This is a genomic window from Pseudomonas sp. LB3P25, from assembly GCF_054897985.1.
The window spans coordinates 1,773,977-1,793,379 of record NZ_CM142711.1 but is presented as its reverse complement, the minus strand read 5'-3'; the positions used below and the strand labels follow the sequence as shown (position 1 = coordinate 1,793,379).

Sequence of the window (19,403 nt, the reverse complement as noted above, 5' to 3'; positions counted from 1 at the left end):
CCTCAGAGATCCTGTTGCTTGCGCCATTTCGGACTTGTCGCCGGGGCGTGTTACTTGCCGTAGATATCGAAGGCGAAGTATTTGTCCTGGATTTGCTTGTACTTGCCGTTCTCACGAATGGCAGCGATCGCGGTGTTGATCTTGTCTTTCAGCGCGTCACCTTTGCGAACTGCGATACCCACGCCGTCGCCGAAGTATTTGACGTCGGTGAAGGCCGGGCCGACGAAGGCAAACCCTTTGCCGGCGTCGGTTTTCAGGAAACCGTCATCCAGCAGCGTAGCGTCTGCCACGGTACCGTCGAGGCGGCCGGCGGCGACGTCGAGGTAAATTTCGTTCTGCGAACCGTAAGGCTTGATCTCGGCACCCAGTGGAGCCAGGACTTCGCGAGCGAAACGCTCGTGGATCGAACCGCGTTGCACGCCGATGTTTTTGCCCTTGAGCTCAGCCAGGCTGTCGCTGACTGGAGTGCCGGCCTTCATGACCAGGCGAGCCGGGGTGTTGTAGTACTTGTTGGTGAAGTCCACGGACTTCTTGCGGTCTTCAGTGATCGACATGGACGACAGGATCGCGTCGATCTTGCGCACTTTGAGTGCAGGGATCAGACCGTCGAACTCTTGCTCGACCCATACGCACTTGACCTTCATCTCTTCGCACAGAGCGTTGCCGATGTCGTAGTCGAAACCCACGATGCTGCCGTCCGGCGCTTTGGAAGCGAACGGAGGGTAAGCCGCTTCGATACCAATTTTCAGAGGCTTTTCATCGGCGAAAGTCGGCAGGGACAGCACGGACAGTGCCAGGGCGCCAAGCAGCACGAGTTTCTTCATCTTGGGACTCCATCGGTAAAGGGCTAAAACGGCAGAGTGAGCGACAGCCCAATATGCGAATGAGTGGAACCGCAAAGCGGTGCTGCGTCGTAGGAATCGCGCGTTTTTTTCAACGCGAGCAACAACGAGCGAGTGATCGGCATTCTAACGACAGGCCCGAAGCCGATATTTCTTCAATGCGACAACTAATTACAGAAGCACCGAGAAAGCCGCTGGGGCGCGTTGACAGCCTTGCAAATTCATGCAAGAGCAAAAGACAGTGAACCGATCTATATTGCAAATTGCGGGCCCATTATTGGCAAACCCTTCTAATCCGGCAAGCGCAGCGTTGTGTCTTATTTTTTGCAGGGACTGAGGTGGCCTGATGATGGGGCTTTGCGTTTCCCAATGCCCCGTATCGGAGCGAGCGGTTACACATTCAGTTACTTGAACGAAGGCGGGTAACAGTGGGAAAGCACCTACAACTGAAGCCGATAATTATTGGCCGTCGTTTATGTGTTGCCTGTCAGATCGCCTTCGTCGGAACGCCGCCCGGAGCCGGCTCGCTCCCACAGGGAAACGCATTCCAAATGTGGGAGCGAGCCTGCTCGCGAAGAGGCCCGGACTGCCGACACAAAAACATCAGGCAGTAAAAAGCCCCGCTCGGCGCAATGCCGGGCGGGGCTTCGATGACTCAGGAACAGCGGGTTAAGCGACGTTCATGATCTTGTGTTCATCAATCAAATGCTGCACCACACCCGGATCCGCCAAGGTAGAGATATCCCCCAACCCATCGTATTCGGCCGTAGCAATCTTGCGCAGGATGCGGCGCATGATTTTGCCCGAACGGGTTTTCGGCAGGCCCGGCGCCCACTGGATGACATCCGGCGAGGCAATCGGACCGATCTCTTTACGGACCCAGTTTTTCAGCTCAAGTCGCAGCTGCTCGCTCGGCTCTTCACCACCGATCAACGTGACATAGACATAGATGCCCTGCCCTTTGATGTCGTGCGGCACACCGACCACGGCCGCTTCGGCGACTTTCGGGTGAGCGACCATCGCGCTTTCAATCTCGGCGGTCCCCATGCGGTGGCCGGACACGTTGAGCACGTCATCCACGCGACCGGTAATCCAGTAGTAACCGTCTTCGTCACGACGCGCACCGTCACCGGTGAAGTACATGCCGCGGAACGTCTTGAAGTAGGTATCAACGAAGCGGTCATGGTCGCCATACAGCGTGCGCGCCTGGCCTGGCCACGAATCGAGAATCACCAGGTTGCCCTCGGCAACGCCTTCGATGATGTTGCCCAGGTTGTCCACCAGTGCCGGCACCACACCGAAGAACGGACGTGCCGCCGAACCCGGCTTGAGGCCATGAGCGCCCGGCAGCGGGCTCATCATGTTGCCGCCGGTTTCGGTCTGCCACCAGGTGTCGACGATCGGGCAACGGGACTGTCCGACGTTCTTGTAGTACCAATCCCACGCTTCCGGGTTGATCGGCTCACCGACCGAACCCAACAGACGCAGGCTGCTGCCATCGGCACCTTCAACGGCAGCTTTGCCGGACGCCATCATCGCGCGGATGGCGGTCGGCGCGGTGTAGAGAATATTGACCTTATGCTTGTCGACGATTTTCGCCACCCGGGTGATGTCCGGGTAGTTCGGCACGCCTTCGAACAGCAAGGTGGTCGCGCCATTGGCCAGGGGGCCATAGACAATATAGGTGTGGCCAGTGACCCAACCGACGTCGGCGGTGCACCAGTAAACTTCGCCCAGACGGTAGTCGAACACGCGCTCGTGGGTCATCGCCGCGTACAACAGATAACCGGCGGTGGTGTGCTGCACGCCCTTCGGCTTACCGGTCGAGCCGGAGGTATAAAGGATGAACAGCGCTTCCTCAGCGCCCATCTCTTTCGGCGCGCAGACACTGCCTGCCACCTTCATCAGGTCTTCGTACCAGATGTCGCGATGCTGGTTCCACTTGATGTTGCCACCGGTGCGTTTGCACACGATGACTTTCTGAATGCTGCTGGTTTCCGGGTTGGTCAGCGCGTCGTCGACGTTGGTCTTGAGCGGGATCTTCTTGCCGGCACGAATACCTTCGTCGGCCGTGATCACCACTTTGGATTTGCAGTCGATGATCCGGCCAGCCAGGGCTTCCGGCGAGAAACCACCGAACACCACCGAGTGAATCGCGCCGATCCTGGTGCACGCCAGCATGGCGACCACGGCTTCGGGGATCATCGGCATATAGATAGTCACCACGTCGCCGCGGTGCACATCCTGGCCGCGCAGGGCGTTGGCGAACTTGCAGACTTGTTCGTGCAGCTCGCGGTAGGTGATGTTGCGGCTTTCGGCAGGGTCATCCCCTTCCCAAATGATCGCGATTTGATCGCCGCGCTCGGCCAGATGACGGTCGAGGCAGTTGTAGGAAACGTTCAGGGTGCCGTCGGCGAACCATTTGATGTCGACATGGTGATCGTCGAAAGAAGTCTGTTTCACCGTGGTGAAAGGCTTGATCCAGTCGAGGCGCTTGGCTTGCTCGCGCCAGAAGCCGTCCGGGTTAACGACGGACTGCTGGTACATGGCCTTGTAGGTCGCCTCATCAGTCAGCGTGTTGGCCGCAACCTCGGGACGAACGGGATACAGAGAAGCCGCACTCATCTTTGTTACCTCGGTGGAATAGTTGTTTTTGTATGACCCAGTTGTAGCCGGGCCGGGCCTATAGAACCATTCGACGATGGTAGTAACAAGCCCCTACAAAATGTGGCTATACCTCGCCAACGCGCTCAAGAGCGGTGATTTCAGGGGCTTTGGGCATTTATGACATTGGCTTCATCAGCAAGCCAAAGGTCGCTTTTCGGGGATTGTTACAGGATCTGCCAATAGTGTTTATCAAAAGCACGCCTATATGAATGTAAACCCCACGCCTAAAATCAGCCTCGCCAACCAGGCAACGTGATTAACCAAGTTGCAGCCCCCACGAAGGCAGTTAATCCAAAACCAGTACTTAAGTTATACACGCAACCCCAAAAAGGTTGCGTGACCCCACTCGACCTCTAAAAGGTAAATCTGAAATGAAAGCTTTATTAGTTCTGGCCCTCAGCAGCCTGTGCGCAACCGCCATGGCAGACGAGGTCCCGACTGATGTCGCACAGCAGCAACCCGCCATTGAGGAATACACTTACTCCACTCACCTGGACATCGCCAAAGTTATCTCCATGAGCGAAATCCCGAACGTCTGCGAAGTTGTTCCGGCAAAAATGGAATACGACGACTCCAAAGGCCAACGCCACATTCTTCGTTACAGCGTCATGGGTAACGGCTGCTCTAACGGCTAATCACCCACTCTCACTCTCCCAAGGTTCGACCCACCCGCCCGCTATTGAAGGCAGATGAAGCGCCGAACCTTATATATCGATTTATACGATTATTTTAAGCGTTTATTTGCGCTTTTTAATCAAATTATCTGGCGTAGTATGAATTCCATACCAAGGCACAAAACGCCAATGAACCTGGAGCCACTACCATGAAAACCAAACTGATCCTCGCCCTGACCCTCTCCGTCCTGGCCGCTAACACCTTCGCCGCTGACGGCTACGACCGCACTGGCTCGGCTGCTTACAGCACGCAAGCGGCTGTCGCTTCTGACGGTTACGACCATACCGGCTCGGCGTCTTTCGCCTCCGATGGCTCCGATCACACGGGTGCTGCCAAACTTGCTTCTGATGGTTTTGATCGCACTGGCGCTGCCAAAGTCGCTGCCGACGGCTTCGATCACACCGGTGCAGCCAAGGTAGCTGCGGATGGTGCAGACCACGTTGGTGCGGCGCGTCTCAGCTGATCATTGAGTGCGACTTCACAGCCCGACTTCGGTCGGGCTTAGTTGTGTCTGGGGGCATCGAAACGTGACTCAAAACACAACATGTAGTGAAAAACGCTGTTTTTTGGCTGTTTTTTGAACAAAAAAATGGCTAGCCAAAATTTATGAAAAAAAATCTTCACTCGCGACATCCAGCCAAAGCCCTGTAAACCCTCGCTCCGACCGAAAAACCCTCCGTCTCGACCGCTCCATGCGCCGATTCGCCCCACCACGGCCGCAAAAATTTCCTTATAATGCCGGCTTAAACGGGCCTGCAATATTCCCTTACAGGGATAACAGCCAGTCTGAAGCCCACGCCGAAGTCTTCACCTATTTCGGCGCCCGTCAGAGGCTCTCGGAACCCCGTACAAAATTATGTTTATTTGCCTGCGTGTACCGCTGCAAAAAACGCTATCCAACGCGGCCAGTACGGCCGTGTGAAAAACCAACCTATCAGTTTTCACACGGGCATCTGGCCCTCACGCAGGAGACGACACGTCATGCTGAGCTGGGACGAATTCGACAAAGAAGACAGCGGCGAAACCGTGGTAAAAGGCGCCAACGCCGGCCACGCAACTGAAGCCAACATGGACCGCCTCGACACCGCTGGTGGCGTCGCGGCTCAAGAAGCCCGCGCTGTGACCGCGTCCGACTCCGCCGCAATCGCCCGTGCCAAAGCTGCCCTGGACAACCTCGACATCGCCGAAGGCCTCGCCGAACTCGAAGGCGCCTCCGCCCGTGTGGCCGTCGACGAAAAGCGCATGATCAACTGCCGCGCCGACCTCAACCAACTCGTACCGTTCAAGTACGACTGGGCCTGGCAGAAGTACCTGGACGGTTGCGCAAACCACTGGATGCCGCAAGAAGTCAACATGACCGCCGACATCGCCCTCTGGAAAGACCCGGAAGGCCTGACCGACGACGAGCGCCGCATCGTCATGCGCAACCTCGGCTTCTTCTCCACCGCTGACTCCCTGGTTGCCAACAACCTGGTGCTGGCCGTGTACCGCCTGATCACCAACCCGGAATGCCGCCAGTACATCCTGCGCCAGGCGTTCGAAGAGGCGATCCACACCCACGCCTACCAGTACTGCATCGAATCGTTGGCCATGGATGAAGGCGAGATCTTCAACATGTACCACGAGATCCCATCGGTCGCGAAAAAAGCCACCTGGGGCCTCAAATACACCCGTTCGATCTCCGATCCGAAGTTCGAAACCGGCACCGTCGAAACCGACAAAGAACTGCTGCGCAACCTGATCGCCTACTACTGCGTTCTGGAAGGCATCTTCTTCTACTGCGGCTTCACCCAGATCCTCTCCATGGGCCGTCGCAACAAAATGACCGGCGTCGCCGAGCAGTTCCAATACATCCTGCGCGACGAATCCATGCACCTGAACTTCGGCATCGACGTGATCAACCAGATCAAAATCGAAAACCCACACTTGTGGGATGCTGAGATGAAGGAAGAAGCGAGCCAGATGATTCTGCAGGGGACTCAGCTGGAGATTGAATACGCGCGTGACACCATGCCTCGTGGGGTGTTGGGGATGAATGCGGCGATGATGGAGGACTATCTGAAGTTCATCGCTAACCGTCGTTTGTCGCAGATTGGGTTGAAAGAAGAGTATCCAGGGACGACTAACCCGTTCCCTTGGATGAGCGAGATCATGGACTTGAAGAAAGAGAAGAACTTCTTTGAGACTCGGGTTATTGAGTATCAGACTGGTGGGGCGTTGAGCTGGGATTGATTCCCGAGCTCGCGGCGATTTTACGATTGCACTCTGAATCGACAAAACGAAAAAGCAAAGCCCCGATCTGATCGTAATGCTGTTCACTTAAGCGGAGCAGCCTTACGGTCCACTGGAAACCGGGTCTTTGAGATCTTCACCGTCCTTGGCCTCGAAGGCCTGGGGCGGTGGTCCAGAAACAATCCTCCGATACCTGCCCTCAACTCTGCCAATCGTCTCCCGGTCGCTGAAACCGGGTTAGCCGCTGCCATGACGATCAGTTGGACTGCGATGTACTGGCAGGCCGGTTTGAAACGGATGTCCGATGGCGCTCGACCAAACGCCACCGCCGCCTGACTGGCTTCCCGACGAATTACGTTGTAAGCCAGCAAGAGTCCCCATACCTCCTGATAGACCAGATCGACTTTTTTGCTGCGCAAGGTCACTGCGTTCTGTTGCATCGAGCTCTTGATGTCCCTGAAGCCCAATTCAATTTCCCAGCGCTCCTGATAAAGCCTGGCAACCGCCTTGGTGTTGTAGGTATCGGCCGGCAACGACGTCATGACGGTTTTTAGCTTGCCTTGAATTTCATAGCTGACTTCGCGGGCTTCCCAGTGCGTTGGAAGAGTCGGAATGCGCTTTCTAGCCTGCGGCGAGACTTTCATGCGCACCAAACGGTCGTGCTGGCCGTAACGGGCCACTTCCTCACAGACCATGCCTTTTTTGGCCGGGATCAACCAATGACGGTTGATCCCGGCTTTGCTCAGGCTCGACAGCATTTCAGCCCCCCAGAACCCTTTATCGAACAGCGTCACCGAGTGGTTGGGGATCTGTTGCAGGAACTCATCGGCCAAGCGCATTTCACTGCGCCGGTAGGGACTCAATTGCGCATCCAGAATCAAGTGCGAGCGTACATTCATCAACGCCACAAGACGCATCATGGGAAACGGTGTCTGGCGGTCGGTCGAAGTATTTCCCGAGCCGAAGTGATCCCGAAGCTCGGGCGTATCCGCAGTGCGCAAGAGCGCACCGTCTACCGCGAACACCTGCAGATCGTGCCAGGCGTCACCGCTATAGCGCTCTGCACCCCATTGGGTACCCGTCTTGCGGAACAACCACTCAACAGGATCGGCGCCGAGCCGCTTTCGAGCTTCGGTTACACCGCTACGGGCCAACAGGTGGTCGGAGGCCAGGCCTTGGGCGCAAATGTTCAAGCGTCTGGCCACCTCGTGAACGGGTTCGTCACGAAACAGCGCCATGCCGAGCACCAGCCAAAGCACCTGGTCAGCAGGCAAGCGACGTCGGCGAATGGTGGCCTGACTGGAAAGATCCAGCGCAGAGGCTACCCACTCAATGGGGATGTTTTGGGTAAAGGTGCTCAGGTCGCAGAAGTTGAAAAGGTCGCCGAGGTCGAGCAGGTCCTGTTGAACAGACATAAAAAATCCGATGCCAGAGGTCTGGCATCGGATTTTCGGATAAGCCCAGCTAGGACTCAAATGCTTAAGTGAACAGCATTACGATCTGATCGGGGCTTTTTTATTGGGGAATGAGAACCCTTTTTTCATCCCTACGCTATGACGCTAAAACTCCTACAGCACTTACAGCTGCTTCCGCGTTGATCCATATTCAAAGCACCTCTAAGCTCCATTGCAGGTGCCTAAGAAACACCCAACGTAGAAAGCTTGGTCAATCACACAGATGCGCAATTCACCCTATGGTGGTTTGTCGTTCGAAGGTGACGGCTTTGCTCGTTGGGATTTCTTAATTCCACTCTACGTTGGGTCTAGCCCTGCCCCCTTAATACGTAGAGGTCACGGATTATGTCTACTCAACTCGCATCCAGAAGTTTACCCACACCAATGAACGACGAGTGGGAGCCTCTCGCATCCACCCTATTCACTCGCCACGACATTCATCTCCACGCCCTACTCTTCGAAAACCAAGCCTGGTTTTGCGCGCGCGATATAGGGCGGCTGATGGGCAAGTATTTGGATGAGCGAATGTCCCGAAAACTCGATACAGATCAGCGACGGATGTTGTTGGTGCACGCTCACGGAGCAGCAGAGGAACGACTGATGCTCAGCGAATCGGGCGTGTATGCATTATTGGTTTATCACTATTGCCCGGAATATCGCTCACTACGCGAATGGCTGACGCATCAGGTTGTAGCTGCACTGCGTGACGCAAGACCAGCGCGGACTGTTGAGCGTCCGACCTTGAGCGTTTTGGATTGGCCACAGATGCAACTGAGTTTGCTGCATTGGCAGAATGAACCATGGATTCGGATGCGGGACATGCCTTGCATCCTGCCGACCCAACAGCAAACATCCTGGTGGAGGAAAGCTTCACGGCTATTTCTATTTTAGAAAGCCGTTAAATGGGTGCAGCTTTCTGCACCCGTTTGATTGGGAACGTGGAGCGTCACGCCGATTGCTGTTGCTGAGAGTGAAGCGGGAACCCTTCAGGAGCCCCTAACAATACGCCACGTTCCATATCAAACGGCAGTACCCAAAGTGTGAGCTGCGGAGCGAACTCGAATACCTGCAGCGGCGCATCAAATGCAGATCGTCTGGGGTAAATCAGCACCAACTCCCCCTCGCCCGCTAGGTATTTGTGGCCATAAGCGAACAACTGATAAAAATCGGACTGCTTCAAACCGTAGCTTTTATCCTCAGCGGATGAACTCAACCGCTTCCATTTTGTGTCTAGCACCCAGCTTTTTTGTTGATAGTGAACCATCAGATCCGGCCGTAGCTGGAAGAAGTTTTTGCCCTTGTGCTGACACAAATATTCACTGCGGGTTTGAGTTTGAAGGCGAGCGTCTTGCAGCAAATCCTTGTCAAGACCCGCAGCTACATAGCGCTCAAACAGCCTCTCCATAGGAAACAACAAGCTCATGCCATGCCACTCCCCGGCGACCGCCAAAGGCATCTGTTGCTTGATAATCAGCTCGCACCAGGGCTTCACTGGCACATAGTGCGCCATCAGTCGCTCGCTACTCCATTGTTTGAAATCCTGCTGCACATTGCGGCTTGTAGGAACCTCTAACAACACACTTCTTAACTCGTGAGCCAGACGCCAATTACCAGCATCTTTTGTTGCTTTGCAGACCTGATCTAGCGCGAATTTGAGTAAGCGGTTTTCTGGTCGATCGGGTAAATAGATATCGTGTCGTATCTGGAAATGGTGCTGGCGCCCAGGGGGTTGGCGCATTTGCTTAACCACATCCAATTGACCACGCAGGAACCGTTGTTCCTCCTCTACGCGCTGGTAGTCAAAGCGTAAACCTCGTTTGATCAAGTGATCCAGAGCCAGTAGGAATCGGCCCATGATCCATTCGCTCAACGGTGCATCGAAATTTTGTAGATCAGCCGCTCCAACTTCACGAGTGGGCAAATTTAGAGAGGCTTGGATCATGCACCTCAATAAAGCTCTACTCTGCTTGATGCAGTCTTCACGCTCAAAATGTTTGGGGAGAATTTCAAGACGAGTGCCGCAGGGTGTTTCCAACACCCCGACGTAGTTATCGAGTTTTAGTAAACGACGACTCTCAAGCTGAATCAGCGCAGCACCAGTGTTGCTGAATGAAGCATTTAATTTGCACAACCAATCAAAGGCTGAAGCTGATACCTGAACAAGATCCAACGTCGGCTCAGTGACTTTATCTGTCGTCAGCCTCGCGTACTCGCGAACCGTGATGACGGGTTTCACACCGTCGCGCCTTTCAATGCGCTGATAACCGCCGTACCAAGATGGCGAGTATTAAACTCACGACCACTTGCATGATGTGTTGTCAGGCCATGTGCTGCGGCAAGCTCTCGCAAAATAGGTTTAGAAGGGCTGATGATCTTCCCAGACCTTAAAACCTCAATTGATCCGCTTTCAAGCTGACGAACCTGAATGCCGTCTTTTTCAGCTTCGATAGCCTCCTGGACCTTTGGAGGTACTGCTTGGTGATCAATGACACCCCAAAAAGACTCAATCCGAGCAAAGGCATCTTCGTTGATAAGCCATTGGTTATTTTGGTTAGTCAGCACCACTTGATCGCCAAACAAAGATCCTGAGCTGAATAGCGGCTGCTCGATAAAGCGGTTTTCAGGGACCTTGCGATGATCGTTAAGGACCCACTGAATCCGTAGCCAATCTTCGAAAAAATACTCTTGCAGTAATGGGAGCACTTGCTCGCGAAAGATTTGCCCCAATCGTTCAAGCGTACAATCCTCCACTAGCGGCATAAAGTACGCGTGCCCTAAACAATGATCTCGATCTAGCAGCATCTCGATTCGCTGATTCATCACTATCAGTAGTTGGCCAACATTGAGCTCCCCCACGGTGACGTCTTTCAGCAGCTCAGGCTTAGGCGGCATTTCCCGGAAGGTGAAACGACGACGCAGCGCGATATCTAGACCGGCCAATGAACGATCAGCGGTGTTCATGGTGCCAATGAGGTAGACATTACTCGGAACGCTGAAATGATCCTTCGAATACGGCAGCGTCACCTTTAGTGCCTCATCCGCTCCTGCACGCTTGGATGGCTCGATGAGCGTAATCAGCTCACCGAAGATCCGAGAGATATTGCCGCGATTTATTTCATCGATGATGAGTACGCGTGCGCTGCTGGATTGAGTTGTCTCCTTGACCTCTGCGCCTTCGGATGAGGTATCCAAAATGCGCTGGACCAATAGCGGCAAAATATTGTTGTAGCCATTGATGAGATACGGTTCCAGCTTAGTTTCTGACACTTTGTCAAAAACTAGCTTGTTGCGAATATCTGCGACGGTTAACCGCCCTGCGCGCACATACTCAGCGAGCGTGCTAAGAATACTCATCCCAATCGGTAGCTCTTTACCATTGGGTTTAACCAAGCTTAGCAACTCAACGGATGCACTCGTGACTATGTATCCCGAGCCAAATGACTCCCCCTTTTGAAATAGAACACCAGGGCTCTTTACCTTGGCTAAGGCAGGGTTACACAATCTTTTGAACACGCCATCGACGACGGCATAGTGCAGTTGCCCGTCCTCTCCGCTTTCCGCACGCAGACCTTCGACAAAGTCCTCGTAGCTGAAGCTTTGATGAAACGTGACGAACTCTACGTACCCATCTGCCGCGAGTTCATCAAAGCGCCTCTTCAACGCTGCCCGACCGTCTTTGTTGGCCTGAAGAAAGTCAGGAGCAAGAATTTCCAGCGCAGCCTCGATGGTCGCGTACGTCTTACCGGTACCCGGAGGGCCAAACAAGATTTGATTAAGTGCAGGCGAAGTCATCGAATCGCTATCCTTGCTACGTGAGCAAAATGGGTATCGCGGGGCGATTGCTCTATTACAGTCGACACAGGCTGTAAGCTCCAAAACTCGACGTAGGAAACAGCGCACAGCCACAGGAAATTAATCCTACAACGGTAACCACATTGCTATCTCTGGTAAAGCCACACAGAGAAGTCGAGCGAGGCAGCGAAAAAGCTGTGCAGGACGAGAGCTTAGCGACTATATAAACGATCCCACAAAGAGCCCAAGCCCCATGAAATTCGACCTCGCCTACTGCCTCAGCCTCGACGACAAGCTGTCGATCTATGACGTGCGCGATTTGAATTTCGACGAGACGATGGAGTTCGATTCAGCCAAAGAACATTTCCAGTGCCCCAACGATGCCTGTCGTTTAGCCTTCGAGACGGCGAATGTGTTGACGACGTTCAACGCCAAGAACGTGAATTACGTGCGCACCCCGCACTTCAAGAACACGCCCAGCACCCGCCATGTTGCGGATTGTCCTTATGTCAGCCTCAAGGCGTCGGCGTCAGGTGTGGACGCGGACGGTGCGGAAACGGATGACAGTCGCGAGGAGCATTTCCCGTCGGAGTTGTTGCTGACGCGACGCGAGTATGTGCGTAAGCCGTCGAACCCGGCGGTGGCGGCTGACGTGATGCGGGACGATCCGAAACCGCCTTCTGCGGCCAGTAATGTCGAGCACCCGAGTCGTGAGTCAGCACCAGACAAAACCAGTGTCTTCGCCCATCCGGTGGAGTGTTTTGTGTCGAACTTCGAGGACAAGGAATTGCTCAAGCGCATGCCGCTGAAGATTGGTGAACACACGGCGCCTTATGGGTCGTTCTTCAAGAAGATCGAGTATCTGCAGGACAACAAGGGGCTGATTTACTGGGGCAAGATCAAGGAGATCAAGGATTACACGCAGAGCTTTCGTATCGATTTCGAACAAAAGGTCTGGTTCAAGCAACCGGACGAGGCGAAGAAGAAGCCTTATTCAGTCAACGTTTACCTGAGCAAGAAGCTGATCGACAACTACCGCAAGCGCAAAGCGTTTCTGGAAGAGATCAAGCACGCCAGTGAGAGCGGGAAGGAGTTGTATTGCTTCTTTTATGGTGTGACGCCGGATTTGAAGCAGGTGCCGAGCAAGAAAAACCCCGAGCAGACGTTCGGGGTGTTCAGTGCGAATATTGAGAACCTAGATCACTTCATTGTTCGTGAAGCGCCGGGGTTTGCGGATAAGTAATCCAATCTCAGGGCAGTTGCAGTGCTACACCGCCGGGGTGTTGTTTGACGAGGCTGTAGGGCAGAACGCTCCAGCCTATGTTTCGGCACACGGCAGCCACGTGAGGGAAGGAAGGCTCTAACCGGATGCCGTGTTCAGTGCGAATATTGAGAACCTAGATCACTTCATTGTTCGTGAAGCGCCGGGGTTTGCGGATAAGTAATCCAATCTCAGGGCAGTTGCAGTGCTACACCGCCGGGGTGTTGTTTGACGAGGCTGTAGGGCAGAACGCTCCAGCCTATGTTTCGGCACACGGCAGCCACGTGAGGGAAGGAAGGCTCTAACCGGATGCCGTGTTCAGTGCGAATATTGAGAACCTAGATCACTTCATTGTTCGTGAAGCGCCGGGGTTTGCGGATAAGTAATCCAATCTCAGGGCAGTTGCAGTGCTACACCGCCGGGGTGTTGTTTGACGAGGCTGTAGGGCAGAACGCTCCAGCCTATGTTTCGGCACACGGCAGCCACGTGAGGGAAGGAAGGCTCTAACCGGATGCCGTTTTCGGTGAAGTACCAGTCCGGAAATTGCCAAGGGTAATCTTCGTTGTAGCCGCAGTCGTTCTCCCCCTCTGGCGTTGTCGTCATTTCCTTGGGATAGAGCTTAAGCAGTTGCGCCACCAGCCAAGGCGCCAACTCCTTGGAGCGGTAGTCGAAATAGGCATCGGAAGACTCGGATGAAGGCTCATCGTAGTCGTAGGATTGCTCGAAATGCAGGGGCTTGCCCTGCCCCACCCACAGCACGTCATCAAGCGTCAGGGCGTTTCCGGTGCGGGTATCAAGATTGAGCGCTTCGTTGTACTGATTCGGGTAAGCACCACCGCAGTAGTACTCGAATGAGAGCGTCGTGCTCATCACGGAGGGCGTCATCCACGACGGCTGCATCGTCTGATTGTAGTAACTCGCTTGGCCATCGACGTAGCACCCAAAGTGCCCCATCACGCCCTGCCACAACCGCGCTATCAACTGCTGATTGATGCGCTGACGCGCCTCAGCGGTGTAACCCGACACCACTTCAAACCCTTCTGTTTTAGTCTGTGGCTCGCTCCACCATTGCAGCGTGTAACCCATGAACGTTTCGGTCCGCCCTTGTTTGAGTTTCAGACCTTGCAGACGCAGGTATTCGTACGGAGCCTTGTCATGGAGTCTGACGAGATAGGGCAATGCATCGGCGGGATACGGCGGGAGTTTGGCTGGCTGCAGCTCGACCTTGAGGCTTTTGCCTTGTGAGCTGATCCATTCGCCAGACCAACCGTCCAGCTTGGGCTGCAAGCGAAATTGCGGGAGAAGCTTGCGCTTTTCGACCGGCGGGTTGCCCTCGTCGAGTATCAGCGTTTCGCCTTCTTTATTGCCGGTGAGCACCAGATCGCCGCGGTACTTTTGGTAGAAGTAGCGGCCGTCGCTGCCATTGGCGCTCACCTCTAGCACAATCGGCGTTTTGCCCACGGTTCCGGTGTAGACCCGAGTACCGTTGTCAGCCCACAGCGCGGTAGAAAATGTTGTGCACACCAGCACGACCATGCCGGTCAGACGAAACAGTCCTTTGAACATCACATCATCCTTGAATGAAACGAGCGCCTGCTCGCGGTAAAGAACCGCGGATTATGGCGAAGCATCGTCCGAGAATCGATGAAAAGCTACGTCGCCAGCACTCAACTCAGGCACAGGCTGATCATCACCAGTACCAGCAAACCGATATACACCCGCGCATGGGTTCTATCCGGTATCCGCCCAATCCACGGCGCAGCCAACCTTATCCCCAGCAGCGACCCGACCGTCAAAACCGCAAACGCCAGCAGATCCACATAACCGACAAACCACGGTCCAAGATCAAACTCGGTGAAACCAGCCATGGCCATGTAAGTCATCGTCCCAGCCAACGCCACGGGCAAACTCAGCGGATTGGCCATCGACGTCGCCTGGGACATGCTCAACCCACAACGCCGCAATAACGGCACGGTCATGACGCTGCCGCCTACGCCGAGAAACGTGGCGATGGTGCCGATTCCTACACCGCCGCCAGACACTTCTGTCCTTCCCAATCGCCGTGGGATGGCGGTGTCGGATGCTGTAAGAAAGCCGCGTCGCAACAGGCAATCCGCGATGGTCACCCCTAGGTATGCGATGAAGGCGTAGCGAATCACCTCGCCACTTGCCCGCATCGCGGCCACCGCGCCGATGATCGCGCCCAAACCGATGAACCCGCCCAACGGCCACAGGTAATGACGAATGAGATTACCAGCGCGTCGGTGTTTTCCCGTGGCGATCGTTGCGTTGACGATCATCACGCAGGTCGAGGTTGCCACAGCAATGTGCATTGCCGATTGGCCGACGGGGTCCTCTGTGCCGTGGTTGGTCATGAGCATGCGGTAGAGCAATGGTACGACGACGAAGCCGCCGCCAAAGCCGAACAGCACCGCGGTGATGCCGGTCATGCAGCCGAAGAGTGCGAGCAGGAGATAGAACATGGGGGTCGTCCGTTGTTGGGAGCGGTCGACGATAGAACGATGCGTCTTGGCCTGCTTTAGCAAGTCAGCCAATAATGTTTGCGTTTACGCCAACCGCTGGGACTACTCGATGCGCAATGTTTCGATTGATTTGCTGGACCACACGCCACGGCCGGTGGTGGCCATCGGTACGGATTATTCCCACGGCCATTTATTGCCTCGTCATACCCATCGGCGGGCGCAATTGTTGTACGGCGCCACCGGGGTGATGCAGGTCAGCACGCACGACGGCAGTTGGGTGGTGCCGCCACAGCGGGCGGTGTGGATTCCGGCGGGAGTGGCGCACGAGGTGCTGATGCTGGGGGTGAGTACTCGCAGTTTGTATATCGAGCCGGGGGCGGTGGATCTGGGGGATCGCTGCCAGGTGATCAGCGTTTCGCCGTTGATGCGGCATTTGCTGATGGAGGCGGTGGAGATCCCGCTGGAGTATGCCGAGACCGGGCGCGATGCAGCGCTGATTGACTTGCTGTTGCACGAACTGGCGCGCAGTGCTCGCCTGCCGTTGCACATCCCGCTACCTGCGGATGCTCGGCTGCTCCCGTTGTGCCAGCGCTTTGTTCAGCGGCCCGACGCCCATCAGTCGCCACAGCAATGGGCCGATCAATTGCACATCAGCCTGCGCACGTTCAATCGCCTGTTCCGCCAACAAACCGGCCTGAGTTTTAGCCAATGGCGGCAGCGGGCCTGTGTGGTGCTGGCACTGGCGCGCTTGGCGGTGGGTGAACCGGTGACGCGGATTGCCCTGGATTTTGGCTATGACAGCCCCGCTGCATTCTCGACGATGTTCCGCCGCGTACTGGGGCAGGCACCGTCCGTCTGGCTGGAGGGGGCGAAGTAGTTAGCCCAAAAAGAGAGGCCACTGCCGCTAGTGCCAGTCAGTTAAGCCGTAATGCGATCTGTAGGAGCTGGCGAAGCCTGCGTTCGGCTGTGAAGCAGTCGTAAAACCAGAGATTGCGGTACGTCAGGCAGACCGCGTCAGCCGGATTCACGACTGCTTCGCAGCCGAACGCAGGCTTCGCCAGCTGCTACAAAGAGTGCGTCGCGGCTGAAATTGCTCAACTGACTGGCATTAGCCACTGCCGCTAATGCCTCGGCCTTATAGCAGTTCAAAACTCTGCTCCTTCACATCCTGAGAATCCAGACCGATCTGCACCTGAAACTCGCCCGGCTCGGCGGCGTATTCCAACTGAGCGTTGAAGAACTTCAAGTCGTTCTCATCAATGCTGAAGTGGACCGCTTTCTCTTCTCCGGCCTTGAGCATGATTTTTTGAAAGTTCTTCAGTTCTTTGACCGGACGGCTGAGGGAGCCAACGACATCGTGGATATACAGCTGAACCACCGTTTCGCCGTCGCGCTGGCCGATATTCTTCACTATGACGCTGGCGACGAGCTTGTCGGTCTTGTTCAGTGTGGTCGAAGACAGGGCCATGTCGGTCAGGCTGAAATCGGTATAGCTCAGCCCATAGCCGAAGGGATAAAGCGGACCATAGGATTGATCGAAATATTGAGACGTGTAGTTGCGAGGCCCACCCGGCAGGTAGGGGCGGCCGGTGTTCAGGTGGCTGTAGTAATTCGGGATTTGCCCCACGGAGCGTGGAAAGGTGATGGGTAATTTGCCGGACGGGTTGTAGTCACCGAACAAGACATCGGCAACGGCGTTGCCTCCCTCGGAACCGCTGTACCAGGTTTCCAGAATCGCATCGGCCTGCTTCTGCTCGTTGCCGATGGAAAGCGGCCGGCCGTTCATCAATACCAGTACCAGCGGCTTGCCGGTGGCTTTCAGGGCGGTGATCAATTCACTCTGGCGCCCCGGCAGATCGAGGCTGGTTCGACTGGCCGCTTCATGAGACATACTGCGGGGCTCGCCCACCACTGCAATCACAACATCGGCTTGCTGTGCAGCCTTGACCGCTTCGTCAATCATTTCCGCTGCCGGACGAGCGTCGTTCTCGATTTCGGATGCTCCCAGGTATTTAAGAACCTCCAGATCCTCCGTGAGGTTGACGCCTCGGGCATAGATCAGCGAGCCCTTCTGCATAGCGCTTTTCAGCCCGTCGTAGATCGTCACCGATTGCGAGGGCACGCCGCTTGCGGACCAACTGCCCATGATGTCGACCGCGCTTTTTGCCAACGGGCCGATGAGCGCAATCGCTGCCTCTTTTTTAAGCGGCAAGAGCCCGTTTTCATTCTTCAGCAGCACCAATGTCTTGCGCGCCACCTCCCGGGCCGGCGCTCTGTGCAAACGGTTTTCGGCATTGTTGTCAGCGGGGTCTTCACTGGCCACGCCGATGCGCCGGTAAGGGTCTTCGAACAGCCCCATGTCGTACTTGGCCCCCAAGACTTCCCGCACCGCGTTATCAATATTGCTCTGGGAAATAGCGCCAGACTCAAGCAGCCCCGATAGCTCCGGACCATAGGAGAAGTCGTTCATGCTCATATCAACGCCAGCCCTGATCGCGAGCCTGGCAGCATCGCGAGGATTCTTCGCAACACCATGCTGAACCAGATCGTTTATCCCGTTATGGTCGCTGATGACCAGTCCCTTGAAGCCCCATGCCTTGCGAAGCAGGTCTTGCATCAACCATGCATTGGAAGCGGCTGGCACGCCATTTATCGAGTTAAGCGCCACCATCATCGCCCCCGCGCCACCCTCAATCGCCGAACGATAAGGTGGCAGGTAGTCCTGATACATCCTGGCCAGGCCCATGTCGACGCTGTTGTAGTCGCGTCCACCCTCAACAGCCCCATACAACGCAAAGTGTTTGGCGCTGGCCATGATGCTGTCGGGTGCATTCGGGCTTGCGCCCTGGTAGGCCTGAACCATCGTTTTGGCAATGCGCGAAACCAGATAGGTGTCTTCACCAAAGCCTTCGGAGGTGCGCCCCCAACGCGGATCACGGGCGATATCTATCATCGGTGCAAAGGTCAAATCGATACCGTCCGCACTGGCTTCTTTCGCCGCCGTTCGACCGCTCAACTCGATAGCGTCCATATCCCAGCTGGAGGCCAACGCCAGGCCAATGGGAAAAATGGTTCGATGGCCGTGTATCACGTCCCAGCCGAAAAACATCGGTATTTTCAGGCGGCTTTGTTGAGCCGCGTCCTGCATGGGTCGGTTTACGTAGCGGGACACAGAGCCGTACGTACCACCGATTCGCCCGGCGGTGATCTCTTGGCGTATCTTTTCGGGCGTCATGTTCTCATCAATAGCGATCAATCGTAGTTGGCCGATTTTTTCCTCCAGGGTCATCTGATTGATCAGGTTGGTGACAAAGGCCTCTTTGTTTAACGATGCCATATCGGCCAGGACCGGCAGACTTGTAAAACCGATCAGGGCACACAGCAGACGTAATCTGTTCATGATTCGCTTCCCTGACAAACGCTGTGGCGCACTGCCTTTGAAACGCCACCTTTCCTTGTATTGAAAATCAGAAAGCTGACGTTCAATCATTGCTGCTGACGGGTGTTGAAAACCCATTGAGCTTTCAGGAGCCGCCTAAAAATAGCGTAGTCGGTCCAACGCTCCTGCCTGAGAGGAAAAATAGAACCGATCAAAAAATGAGGTTGATCCGGACGCAAAACAACTGTACAAAAACACAGTATATTTTGAACCAGCACTCTCGAGCCCGGAGAACACCATGGCCTCTCTTGCGATGAAAATCACCCTGGAACGTATCGCCCTTTTCCAATTCACCCCCGCGCATAGCGCCCAGGCCCGAGCAATGCTGGGGTGGAGTGTGGAGGAACTGTCTCGGGAATCCGGGGTTTCGGTGGACGCTATTCAGCGATTTGAGGATGAGCTCGATGTGCTGGATGTTACGCGGCTGGCGTTGGCTTATCGGTTTGAATCGGAGGGGTTGGTGTTCTTCCCGGGGTTTGCGCCGGGTCGAGGGATGAATGTGAAAGGGTCTACGCCTGATCCGGTAGGGCGTGGGGATTATGCGATGGTTGAGTGAGG

15 protein-coding genes are annotated in these 19,403 nt (G+C 55.3%); 7 read left to right on the top strand and 8 right to left on the bottom strand.

All coding sequences use genetic code 11. The features are described 5' to 3' along the window. Positions 1-50: 50 nt before the first annotated feature. Positions 51-824 (bottom strand): ABC transporter substrate-binding protein, encoded by a 774-nt coding sequence (locus tag ACYZTW_RS07825; protein WP_462004408.1) that lies wholly within the window; start codon positions 822-824, stop codon positions 51-53. A 687-nt stretch (positions 825-1,511) separates the two neighbouring features. Further along, on the bottom strand, positions 1,512-3,467 hold the full coding sequence (acs, locus tag ACYZTW_RS07820) for an acetate--CoA ligase (RefSeq protein WP_462004407.1): 1,956 nt from the start codon (positions 3,465-3,467) through the stop codon (positions 1,512-1,514). 413 nt (positions 3,468-3,880) lie between these two features. On the opposite strand from acs, the gene ACYZTW_RS07815 reads away from it, so the two are divergent. The 3 genes from ACYZTW_RS07815 (at position 3,881) to ACYZTW_RS07805 (ending at position 6,416) form a co-directional block, all read left to right on the top strand. Then, the gene (locus ACYZTW_RS07815; protein WP_038979415.1) at positions 3,881-4,144 is read left to right on the top strand and encodes a DUF2790 domain-containing protein; all 264 of its coding nucleotides are present in this window, start codon (positions 3,881-3,883) and stop codon (positions 4,142-4,144) included. Positions 4,145-4,332: 188 nt separating this feature from the next. Further along, positions 4,333-4,647 carry a hypothetical protein gene (locus ACYZTW_RS07810; RefSeq protein WP_462004406.1) on the top strand — a complete coding sequence of 105 codons (315 nt, stop codon included), beginning with the start codon at positions 4,333-4,335 and terminating at the stop codon, positions 4,645-4,647. A 518-nt stretch (positions 4,648-5,165) separates the two neighbouring features. Then, positions 5,166-6,416, top strand: a complete 1,251-nt coding sequence (locus ACYZTW_RS07805) for a ribonucleotide-diphosphate reductase subunit beta (protein ID WP_008034875.1) — start codon at positions 5,166-5,168, stop codon at positions 6,414-6,416. 83 nt (positions 6,417-6,499) lie between these two features. On the opposite strand, the gene ACYZTW_RS07800 is transcribed toward ACYZTW_RS07805, so the two are convergent. Further along, the gene (locus ACYZTW_RS07800; protein ID WP_462000820.1) at positions 6,500-7,831 is read right to left on the bottom strand and encodes an IS4 family transposase; all 1,332 of its coding nucleotides are present in this window, start codon (positions 7,829-7,831) and stop codon (positions 6,500-6,502) included. Positions 7,832-8,215: 384 nt separating this feature from the next. Between ACYZTW_RS07800 and ACYZTW_RS07795 the strand changes: the two genes are divergently transcribed. After that, positions 8,216-8,761: a BRO-N domain-containing protein gene (locus ACYZTW_RS07795; RefSeq protein ID WP_462004405.1), complete on the top strand. Its 546-nt coding sequence runs from the start codon at positions 8,216-8,218 to the stop codon at positions 8,759-8,761. 55 nt (positions 8,762-8,816) lie between these two features. Here the strand turns inward: ACYZTW_RS07795 and ACYZTW_RS07790 are convergent, their stop codons facing one another. Next, positions 8,817-10,106 carry an McrC family protein gene (locus ACYZTW_RS07790; protein ID WP_462004404.1) on the bottom strand — a complete coding sequence of 430 codons (1,290 nt, stop codon included), beginning with the start codon at positions 10,104-10,106 and terminating at the stop codon, positions 8,817-8,819. Further along, the gene (locus ACYZTW_RS07785) at positions 10,103-11,662 is read right to left on the bottom strand and encodes an McrB family protein (RefSeq protein WP_462004403.1); all 1,560 of its coding nucleotides are present in this window, start codon (positions 11,660-11,662) and stop codon (positions 10,103-10,105) included. The genes ACYZTW_RS07790 and ACYZTW_RS07785 overlap by 4 nt, the downstream gene beginning before the upstream one ends. Before the next feature lie 253 nt (positions 11,663-11,915). Here ACYZTW_RS07785 and ACYZTW_RS07780 point away from each other — a divergent pair, with 253 nt between their 5' ends. After that, a complete protein-coding gene (locus tag ACYZTW_RS07780; RefSeq protein ID WP_462004402.1) occupies positions 11,916-12,905 on the top strand; it encodes a hypothetical protein in 990 nt (329 codons plus the stop codon). Positions 12,906-13,316: 411 nt separating this feature from the next. Here ACYZTW_RS07780 and ACYZTW_RS07775 read toward each other — a convergent pair whose 3' ends face one another. Together ACYZTW_RS07775 and ACYZTW_RS07770 are read right to left on the bottom strand one after the other, a co-directional pair. Next, the gene (locus ACYZTW_RS07775; protein ID WP_462004401.1) at positions 13,317-14,489 is read right to left on the bottom strand and encodes a hypothetical protein; all 1,173 of its coding nucleotides are present in this window, start codon (positions 14,487-14,489) and stop codon (positions 13,317-13,319) included. 101 nt (positions 14,490-14,590) lie between these two features. After that, positions 14,591-15,406: a sulfite exporter TauE/SafE family protein gene (locus tag ACYZTW_RS07770; RefSeq protein WP_462004400.1), complete on the bottom strand. Its 816-nt coding sequence runs from the start codon at positions 15,404-15,406 to the stop codon at positions 14,591-14,593. A 109-nt stretch (positions 15,407-15,515) separates the two neighbouring features. On the opposite strand from ACYZTW_RS07770, the gene ACYZTW_RS07765 reads away from it, so the two are divergent. Then, positions 15,516-16,283, top strand: coding sequence for an AraC family transcriptional regulator (locus ACYZTW_RS07765; protein WP_462004399.1), 768 nt, complete (start codon positions 15,516-15,518; stop codon positions 16,281-16,283). A gap of 258 nt (positions 16,284-16,541) precedes the next feature. On the opposite strand, the gene bglX is transcribed toward ACYZTW_RS07765, so the two are convergent. Continuing rightward, complete coding sequence (bglX, locus tag ACYZTW_RS07760) at positions 16,542-18,806, bottom strand: beta-glucosidase BglX (RefSeq protein ID WP_462005719.1); 2,265 nt, start codon at positions 18,804-18,806, stop codon at positions 16,542-16,544. 277 nt (positions 18,807-19,083) lie between these two features. Between bglX and ACYZTW_RS07755 the strand changes: the two genes are divergently transcribed. After that, positions 19,084-19,401 (top strand): helix-turn-helix domain-containing protein, encoded by a 318-nt coding sequence (locus ACYZTW_RS07755; RefSeq protein WP_462004398.1) that lies wholly within the window; start codon positions 19,084-19,086, stop codon positions 19,399-19,401. The last annotated feature ends 2 nt before the right edge of the window (positions 19,402-19,403 follow it).